Source organism: Bradyrhizobium sp. CAR08 (assembly GCF_052871955.1).
In genome coordinates this window covers 84,057-106,541 of the sequence record NZ_JBIXJX010000004.1, presented here as the reverse complement: position 1 = coordinate 106,541, position 22,485 = coordinate 84,057, and the positions used below count along the sequence as shown (strand labels likewise).

Here is a 22,485-nt window from a genome sequence, read left to right as displayed (position 1 = left end):
GACGGTGGACCTTCCGGCCGGTCCGGCGTTAGAAGGCCTCATGATAGGCCGGGCCCACGGCTCGCCTCCACGATATCAAAGGATGATCGCTCATGGCAGCAGAGATGGCAGCAGAGAAGGTCGCACTCGTGACCGCCGGCGGCAGCGGCATGGGGGCAGGGGCTGCGCGCCGGCTCGCAGCCGACGGCTTTCGCGTCGCCATCCTGTCCTCCTCCGGCAAGGCCGAGGCGCTGGCAGCCGAGCTCGGTGGGTTAGGGATCACCGGTTCCAACAAGTCGAACGACGATCTGAAGCGGCTTGTGGACGGGGCGCTTGCCCGATGGGGACGCATCGACGTGCTCGTCAACAGCGCGGGCCATGGGCCCCGGGCGGCGATCACGGAGATCACCGACGAGCAGTGGCACACCGGCCTCGACACCTATCTGCTCAACGTGATCCGTCCGACCCGGCTGGTGATGCCAATCATGCAAACGCAAAAGGGCGGAGCCATCATCAACATCTCGACCGCCTGGGCGTTCGAGCCGAGCGCGATGTTTCCGACCTCTGCGGTGTTCCGCGCTGGCCTCGCCGCCTTCACGAAGATCTTCACCGACACCCATGCCGCCGACAACATCCGGATGAACAATGTGCTGCCGGGCTGGATCGACAGCCTGCCGCAGCTGGATGCACGCCGCGACAGCGTGCCGATGCGGCGCTACGGCAAGGTCGAGGAGATCGCCGCGACGATCTCGTTCCTGGCGTCCGACGGCGCGGCCTATATCACGGGACAGAACATCCGCGTCGACGGCGGACTGACGCGTTCGGTCTGAGACGCGGAGCGTCGGATCGCGCGCGGGTTGTCGCGATGCGACAGTGGTGTGCGTCGCGCGTCACGGAGGAGGGATGACGCGTGGCCCTCCAGTCACACCCGTCACGCGTTCGCGTGCCGCACGGCTCACACTACGTCACAGTCCCTATGAACTTCGCCGGAGCCCAAGACGGCGAGGGAACGGCAGCCTATGTCCAATCTGCGCCGGACAACTTCCGCCCGCGCATTCGAAACGCGAGATCAATCGCGCGGGGCAAAGGAGACTGGAATGAAGAAGTTTTTGCTGGCGGTTGCCGCGGTTGTTTTGGGCTCCGCATCCGTGCAGGCGGCCGACCTCGCGACGCACTATAGCAAGGCGCCGATGATGGCGGCGGCCTACAACTGGACCGGCTTTTACGTCGGTGGCAATGTCGGCGGGCAATGGGGCAGCGCCGATCCGGCCACCTCGACCGCGTTCGATCCCGCCGGCTATTTCGCGGACACCAGTGTTACCGCTATTGCTGCTGTCGGCGCCCAGCGTGTCAACAGCTCCAGCGTCACCGGCGGTCTTACCGCCGGCTATAACTGGCAACTCAACAACGCCGTGCTCGGCCTCGAAGGCGACATCAACTATTTTGGCTTCAAGGGCGGTGCGTCCGGCTCGGCGCTCTATCCCTGCTGCGCCCCGACCGGCTTCACCGTGTCCTCGCAGGTCTCGGCAGACTGGCTCGCCACCATCCGCGGCCGCATCGGCTTCCTCGCGGCTCCGATCTGGCTGCTCTACGCCACCGGCGGTGCGGCGATCGCCGAGGTGAAGGGCAATTTCAACTTCGTGGACACGTTCGCTGCGGCGACGGAGTCGGCCGCGTTCCGCGACACACGCCTCGGCTGGACCGCAGGTGTCGGCACCGAATATGCCTTCGGCGGCGGCTGGTCGCTCAAGGCGGAATATCTCTACGTCGACCTCGGACGCAGCACCGTGACCAGCACCAATCTGTTGGGCGGCGCGTTTCCGACCAACGTCTTCACCCACTCGGTCGATCTCAAATCGAACATCGTGCGCGTCGGCGTGAACTATAAGTTCGGCGGACCCGTCGTTGCCAGGTACTGAGCATTCCCGTTCCGATCCTGGCGCGGAAAGCCCCGGCTCAGCCGGGGCTTTCTGTTTTTCGCTAGGCGGATTCAGTGCGATGCCACCAGATGCGCCAATGCTGGCAGGATCCTGTAGCGCGCGACCTCGTGGGGATATTCGCCCCGGTTGGCGAGCAGGACGATCCCGATCCGCTGCGCCGGCACCAGGCCGATATAGCCGGAGGCGTTGTTGAGCCCACCCGGCTTGTCAACGACGGTGACGCCTGGAAGACGCACCGTCTCCCAAGCCATTCCCTGTCCGAACTTGTCGTCGACGCGGAAAATCTCGTGCTGCATCATCCGCAGGGCCTCGCGCAAGTGAGGCTCGGTCGACCGCCCATCGACGCAGGCCGCAACGAATGCGGCGAGATCCCGCGGCGAAGAAAACATCTGGCCGGTGCCGGGGAAATCAAAATAACTCTGCTGGTTGCCGATGGGGCCGATTGCCATGCCCTGATCCGAGTAGCCCTGGACCGCGAGCTGCATCCAGGCGTCGTCCATGACGGCACGGCTGTCCTCGCCGCGTTCGGGCACGGAGGTCGCATTCATGCCGATCGGCTTGAGGATGTGTTGTTCAAACAGGGTTGCGATCGGAGCGCCGTAACAGCGCTCGAGCACGAGTTGAAGCAGCACGTAGCCGGCGTGGCTGTAGACGCGCTGCTTGCCGGGCGCTTCGCCGCCTTGCGGTCTCCAGCTGTTGAACATGTCGATGAGCTGCGCGCGGGAAAACGTGTCGCTCGGCCACGGCGGATGATCGGTCGGCAGCAGCATGCCTGAGGTGTGCGTGACGAGTTCGCCGACAGTGATGCGGCGAACATAGTCGCCGGTGAGCTCCGGCAGATATTTCGCCAGACGATCGTCGAGCCGCAGTTCGCCGCGGAGGGTGCCGAGCGCAACCAGCGTCGCCTCAAACGGCTTGCGCAGGGAACCGAGGTTGAACAGCGTGTCCGGCGTGACCGGCCTTCGCGTGGCGCTGTCGGCAAAGCCGTAATTGAAGAACTCAACATGGCTGCCGGCATAAAGTGCAGCGGCGAGACCGCCCGGCTGGTCCGGCGTCGCGGTCGGCGTCAGTTCGTTCGCAACAATGTCGCGCATCTGCGCGATCATGTCGGAATCCGCGGCGGCCCCGCGCGGCCATGCAAGCGCAAGGGGAACGAGCGCGGCCCGGGCGAGCGCCCGTCGGGTGAGATACGATGAGGTGACAACAGACGACACGGCTCTGGCGCAAGATTCGATGCGCCCCCGGTCCCTTGTAGTGGGAAGGGCCGATCATCCCTATTCACGATTGCGCGTGGTGGGTTCCGCGCGAATGGTCCGTAGCCCGGACGGAGCGAAGCGCAATCCGGAAAGTGCCGCAGCCGAGCTAGCGGCCCCGATTCGCTTCCCTTCATCCAGGCTACCAGTCGGCGAATTTAACTTAGCTAATTGGCTAACAATTGTTGACGCGAGATCATGGCAGCCCTATAGTTAGCCCCATGGCTAACCAACTATCCCGGCTCGATCAGGTTTTCGCGGCCCTTGCCGATCCCACCCGGCGGGCGATCGTGATGCGGCTCTGCGCCGGCGAGGCGTCGGTCGGCGAACTCGCCGATCCCTTCGCGATGGCGCTGCCGAGCTTCATGAAGCACATCCATGTGCTGGAGACGAGCGGTCTCGTCCTGTCGGAGAAATCCGGCCGCGTGCGCACCTGCCGCCTCAGTCCTGACGCGCTCCTCACTGCGGAGGACTGGTTCCAGCACCAGCGTGCGATCTGGGAGGCGCGGCTCGATCGCTTCGAAACCTATGTGATGAAGCTGAAGAAAGAGCGGGCGGCTGCCAAACGGCCGACCAAGACAAGTAACAAGACGATCGACAAGACAACCAGACGGAAAGGTTCCTGACGATGACGAATTCTGCCAATCCCGCTCTGTCGCAATGGTCGCTCGACCGTGAGATCGTGATGTCGCGCGTGATCGACGCGCCGCGCGATCTGGTGTTCGAAGCGTGGTCCGACCCGAAGCATCTGCCGCAATGGTTCGGCCCGAAGGGCTTCAAGGTTGAGACCTTCGAGATCAACGTGCGGGTCGGCGGCGTCTGGCGCTTCAACATGATCGGCCCGGACGGCACGGTCTACCCGAACCGCATGCGCTTTCGCCGCATCGAACGGCCGTCGCTGATGGAGATGGATCACGGTACCGACCGGGACGAGGATCCCGGAATGTTCCGTTTCACCGTCACCTTCGCCGAACAGAGCAACGGCAAGACGGTTCTGATGATGCGGCAGCTGGCGTCGAGCGCGGCGCAGCGCGACGGCATGATCAACTTCGGTGCCGTCGAATACGGCTACCAGACACTCGACAAGCTCGCGGCCTATGTGAGTGGGATGAAGAGGTAGGGCGAGCAGCCACTTCCTCTCTCATGCGGAGGAGGCCGCGGAGCGGCCGCCTCGAAGCACGAGGACCATTGGTGAAGCCTTCATTCTTCAAGGCGCGCGCCCCTCGGGATGAGGGGCGCTTCATTCCTTCGCGTCGTCCGTGACGATGTCGCCGAGTTTCTGCCAGCGCTGGCCGTCGAACTGCACCATCTGGAACTGCTTGTTGACGCGGTAGTCCGTCGGCGTCGTCGTCACCGAGATACCCGGCAGCGTCAGGTCGAGTGCGATGTTGTTCAGGCTGGCGGCCTGGCGCATCACGTTCTCGCGCGTGAGATCGTCGCCGCATTGCTTCAGCACCTGCACCAGCAGCTGCGCGGTGATATAGCCGTAGACGTTCAGGTTCGAATCCTTGTCGCCCTCCGGGTAGTACTTGGCCATGAAGGCGAGATATCGCTTCATGCCGGGATCGTCCTTCCATTCGGGATCGGCTGAATCCTTGACATAACCGACGCTGACGACGCCCTCGGCGTTGTCGAGTCCGGCAGGTTTCAGCACCGCGCTGACCGAGGAGGCGTTGATGTCGATGATGTGCAGCGGCTTCCAGCCGATCTCGGCCACCTTCTTGATCGCCTGCGCGGCCTGTTTCGGCGTGGTGGCGCTGAACAGCACGTCGGCACCGGCATCCTTCAACCGCAGGAACTGCGAGTCGATGGTCGGCTCGGTGATCTCGTAGGACGTCTCGGCGACGATCATCTTCGCTTTGTCACCGAGACCTGCCTTGAAGCCGGCGAGGTAATCCTTGCCGAGATCGTCGTTCTGATAGAGCACGCCGATCCTGGCGTTCGGATGGTTCTTCAGAAGATATTGCGCGTAGATCCGGCCCTCGACGAGGTAGGACGGATTGAAGCCCATGGTCCAGGGGAAGTTCTTCGGATCGGTGAAACGCGCCGCGCCCGTTGCCGCGAAGAGCTGCGGGACCTTCTTGGCGTTGAGATATTTTTGCACGGCGACATTGGGCGCCGTGCCGATGATCTGGAAGGTCAGCATCACCTCGTCGCTTTCGACCAGCTTGGGGGTCTGCTCAACCGTCTTCGGAGGCGAATAGGCATCGTCATACTGGATCAGATTGACCTTGCGCCCGTTGACGCCGCCCTGGTCGTTGATCATCTTCATGTAAGCGGCCTGGGTCTTGCCGATGACGGCATAGGCCGAGGCCGGCCCGCTGAGCGGGACGGTCTGGCCGACCTTGATCTCGGTGTCGGATGCGCCGGGATCGTATTTCTTCTGGGCCTGTGCCGCCGGGATCGATAGCGCGAGAACGATCGCGACTGCCGCGACACGTTTGAGAAGTACGTTTTTCATTTCCATTCCCTGTTCGTGACCGTCACTCGCCCTTGAGACCGGCCTCGCGGATCAGCCCGGTCCACTTTTTTGTTTCGTTGTCGATGAACTGACCGAACTCGGCCGCGGTGCCGGCGCGCACTTCGAGGCCCTGGGCGGTCAGCTTGTCCTTGACCACCGGCTCGGCCAGCGCGCGCAAGACTTCGGCCTGCAGCTTGTCGACGATGGCCCGCGGCGTCGTCGAAGGCGCCATGAAACCGTACCAGCCGGCCGCGGCCACGTTGGGAAAACCCTGGTCGCGCAGGGTCGGCGCCTGCGGGTAAAGCGCGCTGCGTTCGGCCGAGGCGACGCCGAGCACAATGAACTTGCCGCTCTGGATGTAGGGCATTGCGGTCGGCAGCGCCGTCAGCGTGGCATCGACGCGGCCGGCGAGCAGTTCGGTGTAGGACGCCGCATCGCCACGGAAGGGAATGTTGAGCCCCCTGACGCCGGCATCCCTGAACAGGAGTTCGCCGGCAAGATGCGGCTGCGATCCGGCGCCGGGCGAGGCGAAGGTCAGGCCATCCGGCTTCGATTTGCCGTAGGCGATCAATTCGGGGAGCGTCTTGAACGGCGCGTCCGCGCTGATGATCAGGAACAGTGGCGCGATCACCGCCATCGCAACCGGCTGCAGATCCTTGCGCTCATAGGTCAGCTTGCCGAACAGCGCTTCGGCGGTCGCATAGGGGGCCGCGACATAGAGGAGGGTATAGCCGTCGCCCGGCGCATGCGCGACCGTGTCGTTGGCGATGCGCGTGCCGGCGCCCGGCTTGTTCTCGACGATGAATTGCTGGTGCAGGTTGCGGCCGAACTCTTCGGCCAGCAGCCGCAGCGAGATGTCGTTGGAGCCGCCGGGCCCGTAAGGCGAGATCAGCCGCACCATACGCGACGGCCAGGCGTCCTCAGCGCGTGCGGCGAATGGAAGCCCGGATATCGAAAGAGCGAGGGTGCCCAAAAATGTTCGCCGTGTGATGGTCATGGTGGCCTCCCGATGGCGGAGCGCCGATTGTCTTGTTCATCGCCTGGCGCTCTTCTTGTTCTGCTTTTGTGTTTCGGTCGCCGGCGCCGCCCCAATCATGGTGCGGATGCTGTCGGCAAGAGCGGCAATGCGCGGGCCGATCTCGCCCTCCAGCTGGCCGGGCTGGAGCCGGAATGCGGGGATGCCGCAATTGATCGAAAAGGCCTGCTTCGCCTCACGCGCATGAAACAGCGGCGCGGCGACGGCATGGATCGAGGCGATGTACTCGCCGAAGCAGGTGCAGAAGCCGCGGCTGATGCATTGTGCGAGGCCGGCGCGGTATGTCTCTCGGAAGGCCGACCACAGCTCGGTATCCTCGCTTGCAATGCGCTCTTCGAGCAGCGCGGCATCGGCCTGCGGCAAGGTCGCCGCCGCGGCACGGCCCATCGCCGTCATCACCACGGAAATGGGCATGCCGATGTCGGGGACGTGCGGGCCGACGTCGCCGGAGCGCGCGGTCTCGACATAGATCATGGAGGTCGCATCGAGCAGGCCAATCGAGACCGTGCCGCGCACGCTTTGCGCCAGCTCCTGCATCATGGGACGTGCGACCTGGCGGAACTGCATGTCGGCGAGCAGCGGATGCGCCATGCGAAGGGCGCGCGCGCCGACGCGATATTTGGCGCGTTCGGAATCGTAGCGGAGGTAGCCGAGTTCGGCGAGCGTATGCGTCAGCCGCGCCACCGTCGGACGCGGAATCCCGGTCAGCGTCGACAGCTCCATGTTGCCGAGCTGCGTCGCTCCCGCCCGAGACCCTTTGCCAGCGTCGTCGCGAACGCGGCGTCGTCGATGCTGTCCGCCAGCACGGCGGCAGCGGACGAGGAGGCGCGGATCGGTTTGGACGCGGTTTTGGCCATCGAGGATTAATGAACCCGGTCGGGGCGGTTGTCCAATAGATTCATAAAATAGTATTTTTTGTCCACTATCCGGACACGCGCCGGCGTTGCCCGTGCGGATAAAATGTGCGCGACGAGCTCCGCCGCACACAGATTCTCGTCGTGATTCCGTGGGTTGTTGTGACAGGATTATTACGACTGAATGTCATATCGATTACAGCGGAGCGATTCATGTTGCAGTGGCAGGCGCGGACAAATCCCCTCGCGTGGTGGTGGGGGTCCCTGACGCTGGTCAGTGCTGCCAACATTCTCGCCTGGTTCATGCTGTACCGCGCGTTCTATCCCACGTCCGCCGGCAGCATCAGTGGCGGCTCCGACATCGGACTGATGTTCCTGCTCTGCGCCGGCTATGTCTTCGGCTGCGCCTTCCGCTCGTTCCTGCCGCGCGCCGACGTGCAGCGCATCTGTCTGTTCGACACCTGGCTCTCCAGCGTCTTCGTCGGCCGCACGGTCGCGACCGTGGCCGAACTGTGCTTCGCGGCGCAATGGGCGGTCATCCTGCATCAACTCGGGACCATGACGGGCGCCGAGACGGTTGTGAACATCGCGTGGGTGATCGTGCCCATCATCATCATCGCGGAGTGCTTCTCCTGGTATGCGGTGGTGACGACAAACTTCCTGTTCAACGCGATCGAGAACTCGCTGTGGGCGGTGACATTCTTCCTCGCGGGCATCGCGCTGTGCCGGCTGATGCCGGAATTCCAGGGGCCGGTGCGCTGGGCGCTGATTGCCGGCATCGTCGGCATCGCCTGCTTCCTGGCCTTCCTCGTCACCGTCGACGTGCCGATGTATCTCAGCCGCTGGCGGGCAGGGTATGAAGAGGGCAACCGGTTGCTCGGCTTCCTCGAAGGCCTGCATGACGTCTCGACGCGCTGGGTCGTGACCCACGACATCGCGCACTGGAAGGGCGAGCTGACCTGGATGTTCCTGTATTTCACCGCCGCCGTGTGGTCGAGCCTTGCGCTTTGTGCGCTGTACGCGATGGAAGGCTATCTCACGCGCTATCTGGCTTGAGCAATCAGGCCTCGCCGAGATCGACCTCCGTCAAGATGCCCTGGCGCAGCGCCAGCCGGACCAGCTCGATGTCGGATCCGACGCCGAGCTTGTCCTTGATCAGGGAATGCAGGTTCGCCACCGTCTTCGGGCTGACATGGAGCGTCTCGGCGATCTCCTCTGTCGTATTCTCGGCGAGCAGCAGCCGCAGCACTTCGAATTCGCGCGGCGTGAGGACGTCGGCGGCAGAGCTTTCCCCGGCCAGCCGGCTCAGCGCGAGCTCATGGTCGATGTCGGGGCTGATCGCAATCTTGCCGGCAAGCACGTCCATCACGGCGCGCACCAGCGTCTCCGGCGGACTGGTCTTCGTGACGTAGCCCCTGGCGCCGGCGCGGATCGCCTGCACGGCGAAGCCGGCATTCTCGTGCATGGTGAAGACGAGGATCCTCGCGCCCTTGTCCCACTGCCTGATGCGCCTGACCGCCTCGATGCCGCCGATGCCGGGCATGCTCAGATCCATGATGACGAGGTCGGGCGCCTCCGATTTGTAGAGACGATAGGCCTCGGCGCCGTCGGCGGCTTCGGCGATGACGCGAAGTCCCGGCTGCTTCTGGAGCACGGAGCGATAGCCCTCGCGGACGACGGAATGGTCGTCGACCAGCAGAATGGTCGCGCCGGCCGCGCTCATGCGGCGTGCTCCAGCGGCGGCCGATCGGCGGCTGCGAGCGGAATGACGACGCGCAGTGCGGAGCCGCCGTTCGGCTTGGCCTCGAAGCTCAATTGGCCGCGCAAGGCCGCGACGCGCTCGCGCATGCCGAGCAGGCCCATTCCGGATTTCGCGACGGGATCGGTCGCGCGTCCGTCATCGTCGATCGCAAGCGCGATCTCGCTCGCCCCCATCGTCAATTCCAGGCTGACCCGCGTGGCGACGGCATGCTTGGCGGCATTGGTGAGCGCCTCCTGCACGATCCGGTAGAGGCTGGCGCTGATCGTGGCCGGCAGGGTCTCGAATGCGCCGTCGAACCGGATCGAGAAGCGCGTCTCGCCGCGGCTGCGCCCGTTCCAGCCCGCGACCAGGCCTTCGAGGCTGGCGACGAGCCCGAGCTCCTCGACATCCGGCGGCCGCAGCCGGAACAGTGTGCCGCGCAACGTCTCCATCATGCCGGTTGCGGTCCGCGCGATGCCGTCGCATTCGCCAAGCAAGGAAGGGCAGTCCTGCGCGGCGGTCTGGCGGGCGGAGGAGGCGAGCGCGCGGATGGCGGCGAGCGACTGGCCGAACTCGTCATGCAGCTCGCGCGCGAGATGGCGGCGCTCCTCGTCCTGGAGTGCGATCAGCTTCCGCGTCAGCTCGCTGCGTTCGGCAAGTGCGGTCTCGAGGCTTTCGGCGAGATGGTTGAAGCCGTCGCGGATCGCGGAGAGCTCGGCAAGGTCGAACGGCGGCAGCCGCGTGGTGAGGTCGTTGGCGGCAATCCGCTCCAGGCCGGTGCGGATCATGCGGGTGGGGCGCAGCGCGCGTGCCAGCGCGGCGTAGACCAGGGCGCAGAGCAGCGGCAGCGCGATCGCCAGCGCCAGCATCAGGCGGCCGGCCTCGTGCCAGGCCTCCGCCGTCTGCACGGCCGGCTCGACCGAGACCACGGCGTCGCCAAGCTTCGCTCCGCGCACGATCACAGGCCGTGCCGCTTCGCGGCCGGGGTCGAACAGGCTGCGATAGAAGGCCGTGAAGGCTTGCGGCGGTGGGTTTGCCGGGGCGGGCGCGCCGCTGCAGAAGCGCTGGAGGATGTCGCCGCTCGTGCCGCGGAATGCCAGGCACAGGCCGGGCGTCATCACATAGGCCGAAACGGGGTCGAGGTTGGGAAAGTCTGAGCGCGGGCTGGCGACCCACTGGATCTTGCCCTGCTGCAGCTCCAGCGTCTTGGCGACGATGGCGGCGATGTCGTCGAGGCGCGCATGCGCCGCGCGGTCGGCCGTAATCAGGAAGTAGGCGGAGATGGCTGCGAAGCAGGCGGCCGATATCGCGGCCACGCGCAACGTCAGACGGACTTTGAGATCGAACCTCGGGCGGTTCCACATCGGCGGGCACCTGGTGCGAACGGGTTGTCGCGCCCGCATTAAACGGCAGAACGCACCTAGCGCAAAGCCGCTAGGCGCCAGTGCGGTGCACCGTCGTGAAATTTTCCCGGTCATCGCCGGGACCGGCGCTGCTGCGAGCCCTGATTACGCCGTCCAGATTGTGCGCCGCTCCGTCATACGAGGCACATTTATGCACCTGCGCCGGTTGATCCTCTCAGTCTGTCTCCTTGTCGTCCTTCCGGCGGCTTATGCGCTCGGTGCCGAGACTGCCGTCGGCGTCGCCATGGACGATTTCAGTTATACCGATACGTCAGCGGAGCCTGCCAACCAGACCGCCGCCCACGAGCGACGGCTGGCGGCCTTCATGGCTGCGCTCCGGCAAGATATCGGCGGAGACCGGCGCTACCGGCTCGTGCCCTCGGCCCAGGACGGCGCGGCGTTCAAGGTGATCGGCGGCATCCAGAAGACGAGCACACTGGTGCAATGGGCCAAGGTCGCCGTGATCGACGTTGGCGCCAGGAAGGTCGTGATGGACAAGCTCTACACCTTCCGCGGCGACAATGATGAATCATGGGAGCGTGCCGAGATCTTCGTGTCCCGCGAGATCATGGCCGCGCTCGGCGCACCCGCGTCGATCGCGCTGGCGGTGTTCGAATTCGAGCTCGAGGACAACACCGCGGCGCCGGCCGCCGGTCTCGCGGCCGCAGATGCATCCTATCTGGCCGAAGTGACCGGCAGTGTGCGCGATGCCCTTGGCCAATCCGGCCGCTACCGCCTCGTCGATGTCGGCAGCGCGAACGAGGAGGCGGTAAAGGCACGCGCTTTACGCGACTGCGGCGGCTGCGAAGCGGCGATGGCGCAAGGGCTCGGTGCGGATCAGTCTCTGATCGGGGTGGTGCGGCGGGTCAGCCGCACCGAATACACGCTCGGCTTCCAGGTGCGCGATGCCAGGACCGGCGCGGTGCTGGCACGCGGCGACAGCGGCCTGCGCCTGGGCGCGGACTATTCCTGGAAACGGGGCGCCGTGCGGCTGGTCAGTGACCGGCTGATCGAGAACCAATAGCAGCGCTCAGCGATCAGAACGTCAATTGCACCTTCATCGACTGCGAGCGGTCGCTGGCGAGCTCGAACGCTGCGACCGCGTTCTCGAACGGCATGGTCGCCGTGATCAGCGGCTTGACGTCGATCAGGCCTTCGCCCATCAGCCGCACCGCCAGCTCGAATTCGGGATCGAAGCGGAAGGTGCCGCGCAGCTGCAATTCCTTGGCGACGATGGAGTTGATCGGCAGCGTCATTTCGCCGCCCAGGCCGAGCTGCACCAACGTGGCACCCGGCCTGAGCACGTCGAGCGCGGTGCGGAGTGCGGCCTGGTTGCCCGAGGCTTCGAACAGCGTGTCGAACACACCCTTGCCGGTGCGCCACGGATCGAGCGCCGCGGCGTCGGCCGCGACATTGATGGCATGACTGGCCCCGAGCTTCCTGGCGACCGCAAGCGGCGCCTCCGCGACGTCGGTGACCACGATCTCGGCCGCGCCGCCGAAGCGCGAGACCAGGATCATCAGCGCGCCGATCGGGCCGCAGCCGGTGATCAGCACGCGCTTGCCGAGCAGGGGCCCGGCCTGCTTGCCGGCATGCAGGCACACCGCGAGCGGCTCGGCGACCGCGGCTTCCGCCAGCGACAGCTTGTCGGCGATCGGAACGGCCTGCGCGGCATCGACTGTGATGAATTCGCGAAAGCCGCCCTGCACATGGGGAAAGCGCATCGCGCTGCCGAGGAAGCGCATGTCGAGGCACTGGTTGCGCATGCCTTCCTGGCAATGCAGGCACCGGCCGCACGGCTTGCTCGGATTGACCGCGACGCGGGTGCCCGGCTTCACATTCGCGACGCCGTCACCGACGGCTGCGACCACGCCGGCGATCTCGTGGCCGAGCGCCATCGGCTGCTGGATGCGCACGACACCGAAGCCGCCGTGATGATAGTAGTGCAGATCGGAGCCGCAGATGCCGCCGTTCGCGATCTTGACGCGGACTTCGCCCGGACCGGGCGCTGCATCGGGGTAGCTATCGATCCGCAGATCTTTCGGTGCGTGAATGACGACGGCGCGCATGGTTGGCTCCCTCAGCGTTTCGCGGCTCACATCGCAGCGATCATGCCGCCATCGACATAGATGATCTGGCCGTTGACATAGGTCGAGGCATCCGAGGCCAGGAAGATCGCAGCGCCCACCAGCTCGTCCGGTCGGCCCCAGCGCTTGGAGGGAACGCGGCCCATCAGCCAGTTGTTGAAATCGGTGTTGTTGACCAGCGCCTCGTTCATGTCGGTGAGCATGTAGCCGGGGCCGATGGCGTTGGCCTGGATGCCGTGCTGGGCCCATTCCACCGCCATCGAGCGGGTCAGGTTCTTGATGCCGCCCTTGGCGGCGGTGTAGGGCGCAATCGTGGGACGCGCGAGCTCGCTGCCGAGCGAGCCGATATTGATGATTTTGCCGTACTTGCGCGGGATCATGCGCTTGGCCGCCTCGCGGCCGATCACGAAGGCGCTGGTGAGGTTGGTCTCGATCACCTTGCGCCACTCGTCGGTGGTGAACTCCACCAGCGGCTTGCGGTGCTGGATGCCGGCATTGTTGACGAGGATGTCGACCGCGATGCCCCTCTTGTCGAAGTCGTTGAAGGCGGCGACGATCGCAGGCTCGTCGGTGACGTTGAAAGCGGCGCCTTCGGCCTGGTGGCCGGCGGCGCGAAACTCGGCGACGGCCTGCTCGACACGCTTGTGATCGACGCCGTTGATGATCAGCTTGGCGCCGGCCTTGGCCATGCCCTCGGCAATGGCGCGGCCGAGGCCGCGGGAGGAGCCGGTCACGAGCGCGGTGCGGCCGGAAAGATCGAAGAGGGCGGTGCTCATCTCAAGAATCCTCAGACGTTGGAACGGCGCACGGTCAGATCGGAGCGGTCGAAGACGGCGGGCAGAAGGTCGACGCCGAGGCCGGGGCCTTCCATTGGATAGACAAAACCATCCTTGATCGTGGGCATGGTGGTCACGAGCTCATTGTACCAGCCCTTGTAGAAGGCGCGCACCGATTCCTGGATCAGCGTGTTGGGCTGGCTGAACGACATGTGGATGGCGGCGATGAAGCCGATCGGGCCGATGCAGTCGTGCGGCGCGAAGGGCCGGTGATAGGTCTCGGCCATCGCCGCGATCTTGCGGCCTTCGGTGAGGCCGCCGGTCCAGCACAGATCCGCCATCACCACGTGCATGGCGTCGCGGTCGAGCATGTCCTTGTACGGGAAGCGCGAGCCGAGCGTCTCGCTGGCGCAGACCCAGACGTCGGTGCAGCGGGCGTATTCGGCCAGTGCCTGCGGCGAGTTCATCCGGATCGGGTCTTCGTACCAGGTCGGCTTGTAGGGCTCGAGCGCGCGTGCGATCTGCTTGGCGGTCGGCAGGTACCAGAGCGAGTGAAGCTCGACCATGATCTCCATCTTGTCGCCGACCGCTTTTCGGATCTTCTCGAACGGCTCGATCGCCTGCTTCATCTGCGCGGCGGAGATGTAGAGACCCTTGTTCTCTTGCGCCGCCGGATCGAACGGCCAGATCTTCATCGCTGAGATGCCGCTCTCCAGCAGGTTTTCGGCAAGCGCATCGGCGTTGTTCATGAAGCCGTCGAGGTCTTCGTAGGGCCCCTTGGAACCACCGAGATTCCAGTTCGCGACCGGGCTGATATTGGTCGAGCGGACATATTGGGTGCCGGCGCAGGTGTTGTAGATGCGCTGCTTGTCGCGGCAGAGGCCGCCGAGCATCTGGTGTACCGGCTGATTGCAGACCTTGCCGAACAGGTCCCACAGCGCGATGTCGATTGCCGAAGCCGCGCGATATTCGACGCCGGTGGACGACTGCGCCATGGGCAGATTCAGCATGTCGCGATGGATCGCCTCGATGTGCAGCGGATTGCGACCGAGCAGGCGGCCGGCAAAGGTGTCGTGGATCTGGGCTTCGACTGCGCCGGCGCCGTAAAAGGTTTCGCCGAGACCGATCATGCCCGTGTCGGTGTGGACGCGCACCCAGATGACGTTGGAGAATTCTTCGGTGCGCAGTGTCTCGATCGACGTGATCTTCACGGCAATACTCCTCCCCTCGCAGGCGCGCGCAGCGCCGTCTTGTTGTCGTTCCGCACCGCAACATGGTGCGGGCAAGCGTCAAGTCTTACGCCGGCTTGTAATATATCACAACATGTTTTAGGGATATCACCAACAAGGCGCTGCCCTGCAACGACGGCGTGGGCTGAGGGAGAGACGATATGGCAACGCGCAAGCGCGCGCTCAAGGTGGTGAGGAATGACGACGGCGAGGGCAAGCCCTCCCGGCGCAACCGTCTCAACTTCTTCGAGCTGGCCTATCAGAGGATCGAAGAGCTGCTCGTCCATTGCGAGCTCAAGCCAGGCCAGTTCATGACGATGCTGGAATTGCAGCACATCACCGGCTTCGGCCGCACGCCGGTGCATCACGCCGTCAACCGTCTCTCCGCCGATACGTTGATCATCATCCGTCCGCGCCACGGTCTGCGCATTGCGCCGATCGATCTGGCACGCGAACGCATGCTGCTGGCCTTGCGCCGCGACATGGAGCGCTTCGTGATCCGGCTTGCGGCCGATCGCGCCAGCCTCTCGCACCGCAATCAGGCGCTGCACATCGAGCGACTTTTGCGCGAGCGTCGCGCCACTCTGACTCTCGACGAGTTCAACAGTATTGACCGCCGCATCGACGCGCTGGTGCTGGAGGCGGCAGGCGAGCCGTTTCTGGTGCACACGCTACGGCCGTTACACACGCTGTACCGGCGCATCGGCTACATCCACCACCGGTTCATGCCGGGACAGGCCGAACTGTCAGGCACGATCGATCGTCACCTCGCCATTCTCGCCGCGGTCGCCGGCCGCCGCGTCGAGGACGCGGTGAAGGCGAGCGATGCACTGATCGACTACATGGGCGAGATGTTCACCGGCATGGAGGTCGGGATCGACCCGCGCCTGCTCGATTGCAGCATCGAGCCGCTGCTTGGCACGTAAGAAAGTTTTGAAGAGAGGACCAAAGATGTCGACGATGGCGATGCCACAACCGACCGCGAGCGAAGCCGCGGTCCGCTACCTCATCACGAACTACAGTCCCAAGGGCAACAAGGTCGGCTGGCTGATGATGGCCTCGATCCTGGTCGAAGCCTGGGATCTCTACTCGATCGCCTTCGTGCTGATCTTCATCAAGGAGCAGTTCAATCCCGATCCGCTGATGCTGGGCCTGGCCGCGGCCGGTACGCAAGGCGGCGCCCTGATCGGTGCGCTGCTCGGCGGCTGGCTCTCCGACAAGATCGGCCGCCGCGTCATGTTCCTGGTGACGATGGTGCTGTTCATCGTGCTGGCGCTGGCGCAGGCCTTCGTGCCCAATGTGTTCTGGCTCGTCGTGATCCGCTTCTTGCTCGGCGTTCCGCTCGGTTCGGACATCTCGACCGGCTACACCTACATCATGGAATCCATGGCCAAGGGTGAGCGCGAAGTCATGGGCAACCGCTGGCAATTCATGTTCGCGGTCGGTGAGGTCCTGACGATCGGCGTCATCGTGATCTTCCTGCTGCTCGACATCAACCACGAAACGCTATGGCGGGTGACGCTCGGCCTCGGCGCGCTGCCGGCGCTGATCATCCTGATCATGCGGCACGACGTGCCGGAGACGGCGGTCTGGCTGGTGCAGAAGGGACGCTACCGCGAGGCCAAGCAGGTCGCGCGCGAGATGTTCAACGACGACCTCGCCATGCTGCCGGACCATGACGTGGAGGTGCCCAAGGTGTCCACCCGCGACTTCCTCGCCGACCTCAAGAAGGATCCGATCCGCTGGCGCGCCACGATCTACGGCTGGATCGCCTGCTTCGCGCAGGCCAGCGAGTTCTCGACCTTCGCGTTCTACCTGCCGGTGCTCTTCGTGATGGTCGGCGTGTCGAGCGTGCTCGGCATCAATCTGGTGACGATGGCGCTGTTCTCCTTCGCTGCCGTGTCGGGCTGGGTCGGTCCGCTGCTGACCCCGAAAATCGGCCACCGCGGCATCTCGATCGCGGGCTTCTCGATCGTGCTGGTCTCGCTGCTGGTCGCGGCCTTCGCGCTCTACACCGACAACAAGATCCTGCTGCCGTTCGCGGCTGCCGCGATGCTGTGGGGCCATTATTGGGATGCCTCCAACTGCATGACGATCCCGACCATGGTCGCCAAGCCGAAATATCGCGGCACCGCCAGCGGCTTCGCCTACATGTTCGTGAAGCTGCCGTCGTTCCTCGCGATCTTCCTGTTCCCGTCGTTGTTCGCGGCGATTGGGCAGGCGAATGCCACACTGTTCGTCGCGATCTTCCCGCTGATCGGATTGCTTGCCGCAATCTTCATCCTGCCGGAAGTCTACGGCTACGAGAACGACTGATCTCGCAAGTTACCTGATCGCGGCCGCCAAGGCCGCGATCAGGGCCGGCGGCGTCACGAGCATGCCAAGCTTGAGGAACGGCCAGGCGCCGACTTCGATCTTCTCCCGCCGCAGCGCCACCAGCCACAGGATGGTGGCAAGCGAACCGGTCACCGACAGATTCGGTCCGAGATCGACGCCGATCAGGATGGCGCTCACGACCGGTGCGGGCAAGGGATCGCTGGTGGCGACCGAGCCTGCAACGAGGCCGACGGGAAGATTATTGGCGATGTTGTCGGCGACCGCGGTGGCGATGCCGACGCTCCAGGCCGCCTTCGTCACGGATTGTCCGACAGCTTCATGCAGCAGCGCGCTGAGCTGCCCGATCACGCCGGTCTTGATCAGCGCTTCCACCATCACGAACAATCCGCCGACCAGCGGCAGCACGCTCCAGGAGACGCCGCGCAGCACGGGGAGCGGCGATTGCCGGTTGAGCAGCAGCACGATTGCGGCTGTCACCACGCCGCAAACGAAGGTCGGCAGGCCCAATTGCTTGTCCAACGCGGAGGCCGTGACCAGCACGACGCCGATCGCCACGATGCCGATGGCCGTCAGCTTGCCGCCGCGGCCGAGCTTTGGATGCGGCACGCTGCGTGCGATCGTCTCTTCCTTCAGGGCGCGGTGCTGGGTCAGGCGCAGCACGACATAAGTCAGCAGGATCGAGGCCGCCGAGGGCAGGGCGAACAGGCGCAGCCATTCGGTGAGCGCAGGCATGTGGGCGCCGAACACGACGAGATTGGCGGGGTTGGAGATCGGCAGCACAAAGCTCGCGGCATTGGCGATGAAGGCGCAGACGAAGAGATAAGGCAGCGGCTTGGCGCCGGCCGCACGCGTCGCGGCATAGACGGCGGGGGTCAGCACGATCGCGGTGGCGTCGTTCGAGAGCAGGACGGTGACGAGCGTGCCGACAATGTAGATCAGCAGGAACAGCCGCTGCGGCGAGCCGCCGGCATGTTCTACGGCGAGCGCTGCGAGATAGTCGAACAGGCCTTCGAGCCGCGCCAGCTCGGCGATCAGCATCATGCCGATCAGGAAAAGATAGACATCCACGCCTTTCTCGATGCCGGTGAGCGCATCCCGCCAGGGCAGCAGACCGAACAGCACGAGCGCACTGGCGCCGATGATGGCCCAGATCGCCTCCGGCAGGCGAAAGGGCCGGATGATGACGCCTGCGGTCGCGACGACGATGATGCTCCAGGCCCAGATGGCGTTAGACGGCACGTTCGATCCTTGAGATGTGTCGGTTCATTCGGCAGCGATAGCGGAAGCCGATGTCGATGTCTTCCCCCCGCGAGCGCGGACGGCTATCTGCGATTGCCGCGTCTCGGCCCGAGTTTCAGTCCACAATGTTGTTCAAAAGCCCGTTGGGTTGGAGCGGCGCGATAGCGCCGTCATTGCGAGGAGCGCAGCGACGAAGCAATCCAGACTGTTTCCGCGGAAAGATTTTGGATTGTTTCGCTGCGCTCGCAACGACGGAGTTTGTGGCAGCTTCGTGCGAGCATAACACTCACCGCGTCAACGACGGCTTTGCCGTGATCGCCTTGCGCAGGATGCGCGACAGCAATTCCACCGAATACGGCTTCTGGATCAGCTCGAAGCCACGGTCGGCGTTCTCGGCGAGAACGTTGCTGTAGCCAGAGGTGAGCACGACGGGCAGGCCTGGATAGCGTTCGCGGATGATGCCGGCGAGCTCGACGCCGTTCATGCCGGGCATGATGACGTCGGAGAAGACGAGGTCGACGGCGAACTCGTTCTCACCGAGGATGGCGAGCGCCGCATTGGCGTTGGCGACGCGGCGGACGACATAACCGAGGTCTTCCAGCAGCTCGGTGGAGAAGCGGCCGACCTCGTCGTCGTCTTCCACCACGAGCACGCGATAGCCGCGCCCGGTGGCCGCGGCCTCATAGGTCAGCGCCGCGGCTTCCTGATCGGTCGCGGGGCTATGCGCCCGCGGCAGATAGATGGTGAAGGTCGCGCCTTCACCATGCGTGCTCGTCACGGCGATGTCGCCCTCGGACTGCTTTGCGAAGCCGAAGGCCTGGCTGAGGCCGAGGCCGGTGCCCTTGCCGACCTCCTTGGTGGTGAAGAACGGCTCGAAGATGGCTTCGATGTTCTCGGGCGCGATGCCGCTGCCAGTGTCGGCAACGGAGATCGCGACATAGTCGCCGCCGCGCGCCGGTTGCGTGCGGAGGTCGGGGATCCCCTGAACTTTCCGGACCGCGATGGTGAGACGGCCTTCGCCATCCATGGCGTCGCGGGCGTTGATGGCGAGGTTGATCAGCGCGGTCTCGAATTGCGCGATATCGGCGACCGTGAAGCAGTCGCCATCGTGAACCTCCACCGCAATTTCGATGCGGCCACCGACCAGCGGCCGGACCAGTTGCGCCACGCCTTCAACCTGGCTGCCGACATTGAAGATCTGCGGTTTCAGCGGCTGCCGGCGCGCAAACGCCAGCAGCTGGGCGGTCAGCTTGGAGGCACGCTCGACGGTGTCCGAGATAGCATCGACATAGCGGCGACGGCGCTCCTCCGGCAGCTCGCGGCGGCGCAGGAAATCGGTGGCCGAGCGGATGATGGTGAGCAGATTGTTGAAGTCGTGCGCGACGCCGCCAGTGAGCTGGCCGATCGCCTCCATCTTCTGCGATTGCCGCAACGCTTCCTCGCCGCGGCGGCGCTCGGTGATGTCGACAGCCTCGGGCACCGCGCCGGTGATGTTGCCGTGGCGGTCGAGCACCGGGCGCATGCCGAACTCGAAATCGCGCTCGCCGATGGGAAGGCGCAGGCGCATCTCCAGCCGCACGGCTTCGCCCTTGAGCACGGTGTCGAAGGCCTCGCGCACCCGCGCGCTCATGCCGTCCGTCGTGCTGAACCAGGGCGTCTGCCACAACGGCTTTCCGATCACATCCGCAGGGCTCGCCTTGATGGCGTCGAGCACGGTCGTGTTGGCGTAAAGCAGCTCGCCACTGAGATTGACGAGGCCCTGATACTGGTTGCTGGTCTCCAGGATGGCGCGCAGCCGCGCCTCGTTGGATTCGAGTTCGGCGGTGCGCTCGGCGATGCGTTCTTCCAGCGTCTCGTTGAGCTGCCGGAGCTCGATCTCGGCCTGCTTGGCCACCGTGATGTCATGGGCAACGCCGATGAAGCCGATATGCCTGCCGGTCGGGTCCCAGCGCGGCTGCGATTCCGAACGCAGCCAGCGCCATTCGCCGGCGGCGTTCTTGTAGCGGGCTTCCAGCACGAACGGTTTGAGTGATGCTTCGCCCTGAACGGATTGCTGTAGCACGTGGGGCAGGTCGTCCGGATGCAGCACCTTGCGCCAGTCGAAGGCAATGGCCTGGTCGTAGGGCAGGCCGACGAAATCGACATAGGCCTGGTTGGCGAAGGACCGTGTGCGGTCGAGTTTGGTGACCCAGATCGGCACCGGCGCGCTGTCAGCGATCAGCCGGAAGCGCTCCTCGCTCTCCCGCAGGGTCTCGCGCACCAGCATCTGGTCGGTGACGTCGATATGGGCGCCGACGAGGCGAAGGGCGCGGCCGCCACCGTCGCGCTCGATCTTGGCGACGACGCGGATCCAGCGGGTCTCGCCGTCGCTGGGGCGGATGATGCGGTATTCTGCGGTATAGTCCTCACTGCTGCCGGACAGCGCTTCGATGAAGTGCTTCACCGTAGCGTCCCGGTCGCCGGGATGAATGCGATTGATCCAGTCCTCGTGCGACTCGTCGGCAGCTTCCGGCGGCAGGCCGTGAAGCATCAGATATTCCGGCGAACGGCGGTTCTTGAAGCCTTCGCGGAAGTCGACTTCGAGACCGCCGACCTTGCCGATGCGCTGGATGCGCGCAAGCTCGGCTTCGCGCTCCTGGAGCGCGCGATAGGCGTTGTCGCGCTCGCGCGCAACATCTTCCAGGTGCTGGCGCAGCTTTTCGGCAGCGATGGTCTCGGGCAAGGGATCGTTCAAGGCATTGGCCGTTGTGATGCGAGAGCGCACGTGGCGGACCGATATTCACACAGACGTAGCGCGATGGCCATTGCTCAAAGGGAATATGGAAAGAAAGGCGTCGCCGGATGCAGTATGGTGGGCATGAGCGAACGCCAAGTCTGGCTATTTGTTCCGAACATTGGAACGATGAGCCCGCCGCGCGCGTATCCGCGAGGCGCCACAACTGTCATTCCCAAAAGCTCCCTTTCCGAAGAGGCTAAATCTTGAAGCTTTTTGTCTGCCAGGCCTGCGGCAACGTCCTCTATTTCGAGAACCGCACCTGTGAACGCTGCGGCCATCGGGTCGCGTTCCTGCCGGAGAAGGAGACGATGTCGGCGATCGAGCCCGACGGAGAGGTCTGGGCCACGCTCGCCGACAAGGGCAGCGGACGCATGCCGTGCCGTAATGCCGAATATGATTCCTGCAACTGGCTGACGGATGCAGGTGATACCACCGGCTATTGCCGCGCCTGCCGGCATAACGGCGTCGTGCCGGATCTGTCGGATCAGGCGCAACTCGCCGGCTGGCGCGAGCTGGAGATGGCGAAGCACCGGCTGTTCTATTCCCTGATCCGCTGGAAGCTGCCGCTCCAGACCCGGCAGGACAATCCCGAACATGGCCTGATCTTCAATTTCCTCGCCGACGATCCGCAGAGCGGGCAGAAGGTCCTGACCGGCCACGACAACGGCCTGATCACGATCGCGCTGACCGAGGCCGACGACATTGAGCGCGAGCGGCGCAGGCTGGAGATGGGCGAGCCTTACCGGACGCTGCTCGGGCATTTCCGCCACGAGGTCGGGCACTATTTCTGGGACGTGCTGGTGCGCGACGGCGGCAAGCTGGACGAATGCCGTGCCGTGTTCGGCGACGATTCCGCCGATTACGGCCAGGCCTTGCAGCGCCACTATGCCGAAGGCGCCCCGCCGGACTGGCAGCAGAACTACGTTTCTGCCTACGCGACTACGCATCCCTGGGAAGATTTCGCCGAGACCTGGGCGCACTATCTTCACATCGTCGACACCCTGGAGATGGCCAGCGAGTTCGGCATGGAGGTGCGGCCCAAGGTGGACCGCGACGGGGATTTGACGACGCGCATCCGCTTCAACCCGTACGAAGCGAGGGACGTCGAGGCCATCGTCAACGCATGGCTGCCCTTCACCTTCGCCATGAACAGCGTCAACCGCGCCATGGGCATGCGCGACCTCTATCCGTTCATCCTCTCGCCGGTCGTCGTCGACAAGCTCGGCTTCATTCACGGCCTGGTCCGGGACGTGGTCAAGGCCGGGAAGCCGTAGGCCGTCCGGGGCCTGCCAGGCCCGTTTCGGTCTTGCGCTGGTACGCCAGAGGGGCCGGATTTTGACCGTTGCCTCCGGCCTATTTTGATGTACCACGGGA

General features: G+C 64.8%; 19 protein-coding genes and 1 pseudogene. 9 read left to right on the top strand and 11 right to left on the bottom strand.

Annotated elements, in window-relative coordinates; translation table 11 throughout:
- Window positions 1-104 precede the first annotated feature (104 nt).
- A complete protein-coding gene (locus tag ACIPUD_RS10320; RefSeq protein ID WP_446480741.1) occupies window positions 105-809 on the top strand; it encodes an SDR family oxidoreductase in 705 nt (234 codons plus the stop codon).
- Window positions 810-1,076: 267 nt separating this feature from the next.
- Window positions 1,077-1,898: an outer membrane protein gene (locus tag ACIPUD_RS10315; RefSeq protein ID WP_446480518.1), complete on the top strand. Its 822-nt coding sequence runs from the start codon at window positions 1,077-1,079 to the stop codon at window positions 1,896-1,898.
- 71 nt (window positions 1,899-1,969) lie between these two features.
- On the opposite strand, the gene ACIPUD_RS10310 is transcribed toward ACIPUD_RS10315, so the two are convergent.
- Window positions 1,970-3,025: a serine hydrolase gene (locus ACIPUD_RS10310; RefSeq protein ID WP_446480517.1), complete on the bottom strand. Its 1,056-nt coding sequence runs from the start codon at window positions 3,023-3,025 to the stop codon at window positions 1,970-1,972.
- A gap of 368 nt (window positions 3,026-3,393) precedes the next feature.
- On the opposite strand from ACIPUD_RS10310, the gene ACIPUD_RS10305 reads away from it, so the two are divergent.
- Both ACIPUD_RS10305 and ACIPUD_RS10300 read left to right on the top strand, forming a co-directional pair.
- The gene (locus ACIPUD_RS10305; RefSeq protein WP_247377527.1) at window positions 3,394-3,798 is read left to right on the top strand and encodes an ArsR/SmtB family transcription factor; all 405 of its coding nucleotides are present in this window, start codon (window positions 3,394-3,396) and stop codon (window positions 3,796-3,798) included.
- A 2-nt stretch (window positions 3,799-3,800) separates the two neighbouring features.
- A complete protein-coding gene (locus ACIPUD_RS10300) occupies window positions 3,801-4,292 on the top strand; it encodes an SRPBCC family protein (RefSeq protein WP_446480516.1) in 492 nt (163 codons plus the stop codon).
- 120 nt (window positions 4,293-4,412) lie between these two features.
- Here the strand turns inward: ACIPUD_RS10300 and ACIPUD_RS10295 are convergent, their stop codons facing one another.
- The 3 genes and pseudogenes from ACIPUD_RS10295 to ACIPUD_RS10285 all read right to left on the bottom strand — a co-directional run bounded on the left by ACIPUD_RS10295 (window position 4,413) and on the right by ACIPUD_RS10285 (window position 7,526).
- On the bottom strand, window positions 4,413-5,633 hold the full coding sequence (locus tag ACIPUD_RS10295; RefSeq protein WP_446480515.1) for an ABC transporter substrate-binding protein: 1,221 nt from the start codon (window positions 5,631-5,633) through the stop codon (window positions 4,413-4,415).
- A 22-nt stretch (window positions 5,634-5,655) separates the two neighbouring features.
- Window positions 5,656-6,630, bottom strand: a complete 975-nt coding sequence (locus tag ACIPUD_RS10290) for a Bug family tripartite tricarboxylate transporter substrate binding protein (protein ID WP_446480514.1) — start codon at window positions 6,628-6,630, stop codon at window positions 5,656-5,658.
- A 36-nt stretch (window positions 6,631-6,666) separates the two neighbouring features.
- Window positions 6,667-7,526: pseudogene (locus tag ACIPUD_RS10285) on the bottom strand (IclR family transcriptional regulator).
- A gap of 210 nt (window positions 7,527-7,736) precedes the next feature.
- On the opposite strand from ACIPUD_RS10285, the gene ACIPUD_RS10280 reads away from it, so the two are divergent.
- A complete protein-coding gene (locus ACIPUD_RS10280) occupies window positions 7,737-8,579 on the top strand; it encodes a hypothetical protein (RefSeq protein WP_018455247.1) in 843 nt (280 codons plus the stop codon).
- A 4-nt stretch (window positions 8,580-8,583) separates the two neighbouring features.
- On the opposite strand, the gene ACIPUD_RS10275 is transcribed toward ACIPUD_RS10280, so the two are convergent.
- Together ACIPUD_RS10275 and ACIPUD_RS10270 are read right to left on the bottom strand one after the other, a co-directional pair.
- The gene (locus tag ACIPUD_RS10275; protein WP_018455246.1) at window positions 8,584-9,246 is read right to left on the bottom strand and encodes a response regulator; all 663 of its coding nucleotides are present in this window, start codon (window positions 9,244-9,246) and stop codon (window positions 8,584-8,586) included.
- A complete protein-coding gene (locus ACIPUD_RS10270) occupies window positions 9,243-10,628 on the bottom strand; it encodes a HAMP domain-containing sensor histidine kinase (RefSeq protein ID WP_446480513.1) in 1,386 nt (461 codons plus the stop codon). The genes ACIPUD_RS10275 and ACIPUD_RS10270 overlap by 4 nt, the downstream gene beginning before the upstream one ends.
- Before the next feature lie 190 nt (window positions 10,629-10,818).
- On the opposite strand from ACIPUD_RS10270, the gene ACIPUD_RS10265 reads away from it, so the two are divergent.
- Window positions 10,819-11,691, top strand: coding sequence for a DUF2380 domain-containing protein (locus ACIPUD_RS10265; RefSeq protein WP_446480512.1), 873 nt, complete (start codon window positions 10,819-10,821; stop codon window positions 11,689-11,691).
- Between the two features lie 13 nt (window positions 11,692-11,704).
- Here the strand turns inward: ACIPUD_RS10265 and ACIPUD_RS10260 are convergent, their stop codons facing one another.
- From ACIPUD_RS10260 to ACIPUD_RS10250, 3 genes are read right to left on the bottom strand one after another with little or no spacing between them, the layout of a single operon-like run.
- On the bottom strand, window positions 11,705-12,736 hold the full coding sequence (locus ACIPUD_RS10260; RefSeq protein WP_446480511.1) for an L-idonate 5-dehydrogenase: 1,032 nt from the start codon (window positions 12,734-12,736) through the stop codon (window positions 11,705-11,707).
- A gap of 26 nt (window positions 12,737-12,762) precedes the next feature.
- The gene (locus tag ACIPUD_RS10255; RefSeq protein ID WP_446480510.1) at window positions 12,763-13,530 is read right to left on the bottom strand and encodes an SDR family oxidoreductase; all 768 of its coding nucleotides are present in this window, start codon (window positions 13,528-13,530) and stop codon (window positions 12,763-12,765) included.
- Window positions 13,531-13,541: 11 nt separating this feature from the next.
- Complete coding sequence (locus ACIPUD_RS10250) at window positions 13,542-14,741, bottom strand: mandelate racemase/muconate lactonizing enzyme family protein (protein WP_446480509.1); 1,200 nt, start codon at window positions 14,739-14,741, stop codon at window positions 13,542-13,544.
- Window positions 14,742-14,920: 179 nt separating this feature from the next.
- On the opposite strand from ACIPUD_RS10250, the gene ACIPUD_RS10245 reads away from it, so the two are divergent.
- A complete protein-coding gene (locus ACIPUD_RS10245) occupies window positions 14,921-15,685 on the top strand; it encodes a GntR family transcriptional regulator (protein ID WP_446480508.1) in 765 nt (254 codons plus the stop codon).
- A gap of 25 nt (window positions 15,686-15,710) precedes the next feature.
- Window positions 15,711-17,075, top strand: a complete 1,365-nt coding sequence (locus ACIPUD_RS10240) for an MFS transporter (protein ID WP_085351341.1) — start codon at window positions 15,711-15,713, stop codon at window positions 17,073-17,075.
- A gap of 9 nt (window positions 17,076-17,084) precedes the next feature.
- On the opposite strand, the gene ACIPUD_RS10235 is transcribed toward ACIPUD_RS10240, so the two are convergent.
- Window positions 17,085-18,335 (bottom strand): arsenic transporter, encoded by a 1,251-nt coding sequence (locus ACIPUD_RS10235; protein WP_446480507.1) that lies wholly within the window; start codon window positions 18,333-18,335, stop codon window positions 17,085-17,087.
- Between the two features lie 286 nt (window positions 18,336-18,621).
- Window positions 18,622-21,099, bottom strand: a complete 2,478-nt coding sequence (locus tag ACIPUD_RS10230) for a PAS domain S-box protein (RefSeq protein WP_446480506.1) — start codon at window positions 21,097-21,099, stop codon at window positions 18,622-18,624.
- A 215-nt stretch (window positions 21,100-21,314) separates the two neighbouring features.
- Between ACIPUD_RS10230 and ACIPUD_RS10225 the strand changes: the two genes are divergently transcribed.
- Window positions 21,315-22,385, top strand: coding sequence for a zinc-binding metallopeptidase family protein (locus tag ACIPUD_RS10225; RefSeq protein ID WP_446480505.1), 1,071 nt, complete (start codon window positions 21,315-21,317; stop codon window positions 22,383-22,385).
- Window positions 22,386-22,485 lie beyond the last annotated feature (100 nt).

Excerpts from the sequence above, each read along its gene's own strand:
- ACIPUD_RS10315 (WP_446480518.1), top strand. The coding sequence starts at position 1,077 with ATGAAGAAGTTTTTGCTGGCGGTTGCCGCGGTTGTTTTGGGCTCCGCA.
- ACIPUD_RS10240 (WP_085351341.1), top strand. The coding sequence starts at position 15,711 with ATGTCGACGATGGCGATGCCACAACCGACCGCGAGCGAAGCCGCGGTC.
- ACIPUD_RS10305 (WP_247377527.1), top strand. The coding sequence starts at position 3,394 with ATGGCTAACCAACTATCCCGGCTCGATCAGGTTTTCGCGGCCCTTGCC.
- ACIPUD_RS10270 (WP_446480513.1), bottom strand. The coding sequence starts at position 10,628 with ATGTGGAACCGCCCGAGGTTCGATCTCAAAGTCCGTCTGACGTTGCGC.
- ACIPUD_RS10255 (WP_446480510.1), bottom strand. The coding sequence starts at position 13,530 with ATGAGCACCGCCCTCTTCGATCTTTCCGGCCGCACCGCGCTCGTGACC.
- ACIPUD_RS10275 (WP_018455246.1), bottom strand. The coding sequence starts at position 9,246 with ATGAGCGCGGCCGGCGCGACCATTCTGCTGGTCGACGACCATTCCGTC.
- ACIPUD_RS10300 (WP_446480516.1), top strand. The coding sequence starts at position 3,801 with ATGACGAATTCTGCCAATCCCGCTCTGTCGCAATGGTCGCTCGACCGT.
- ACIPUD_RS10260 (WP_446480511.1), bottom strand. The coding sequence starts at position 12,736 with ATGCGCGCCGTCGTCATTCACGCACCGAAAGATCTGCGGATCGATAGC.
- ACIPUD_RS10245 (WP_446480508.1), top strand. The coding sequence starts at position 14,921 with ATGGCAACGCGCAAGCGCGCGCTCAAGGTGGTGAGGAATGACGACGGC.
- ACIPUD_RS10280 (WP_018455247.1), top strand. The coding sequence starts at position 7,737 with ATGTTGCAGTGGCAGGCGCGGACAAATCCCCTCGCGTGGTGGTGGGGG.
- ACIPUD_RS10320 (WP_446480741.1), top strand. The coding sequence starts at position 105 with ATGGCAGCAGAGAAGGTCGCACTCGTGACCGCCGGCGGCAGCGGCATG.
- ACIPUD_RS10265 (WP_446480512.1), top strand. The coding sequence starts at position 10,819 with ATGCACCTGCGCCGGTTGATCCTCTCAGTCTGTCTCCTTGTCGTCCTT.
- ACIPUD_RS10310 (WP_446480517.1), bottom strand. The coding sequence starts at position 3,025 with ATGATCGCGCAGATGCGCGACATTGTTGCGAACGAACTGACGCCGACC.
- ACIPUD_RS10295 (WP_446480515.1), bottom strand. The coding sequence starts at position 5,633 with ATGAAAAACGTACTTCTCAAACGTGTCGCGGCAGTCGCGATCGTTCTC.
- ACIPUD_RS10290 (WP_446480514.1), bottom strand. The coding sequence starts at position 6,630 with ATGACCATCACACGGCGAACATTTTTGGGCACCCTCGCTCTTTCGATA.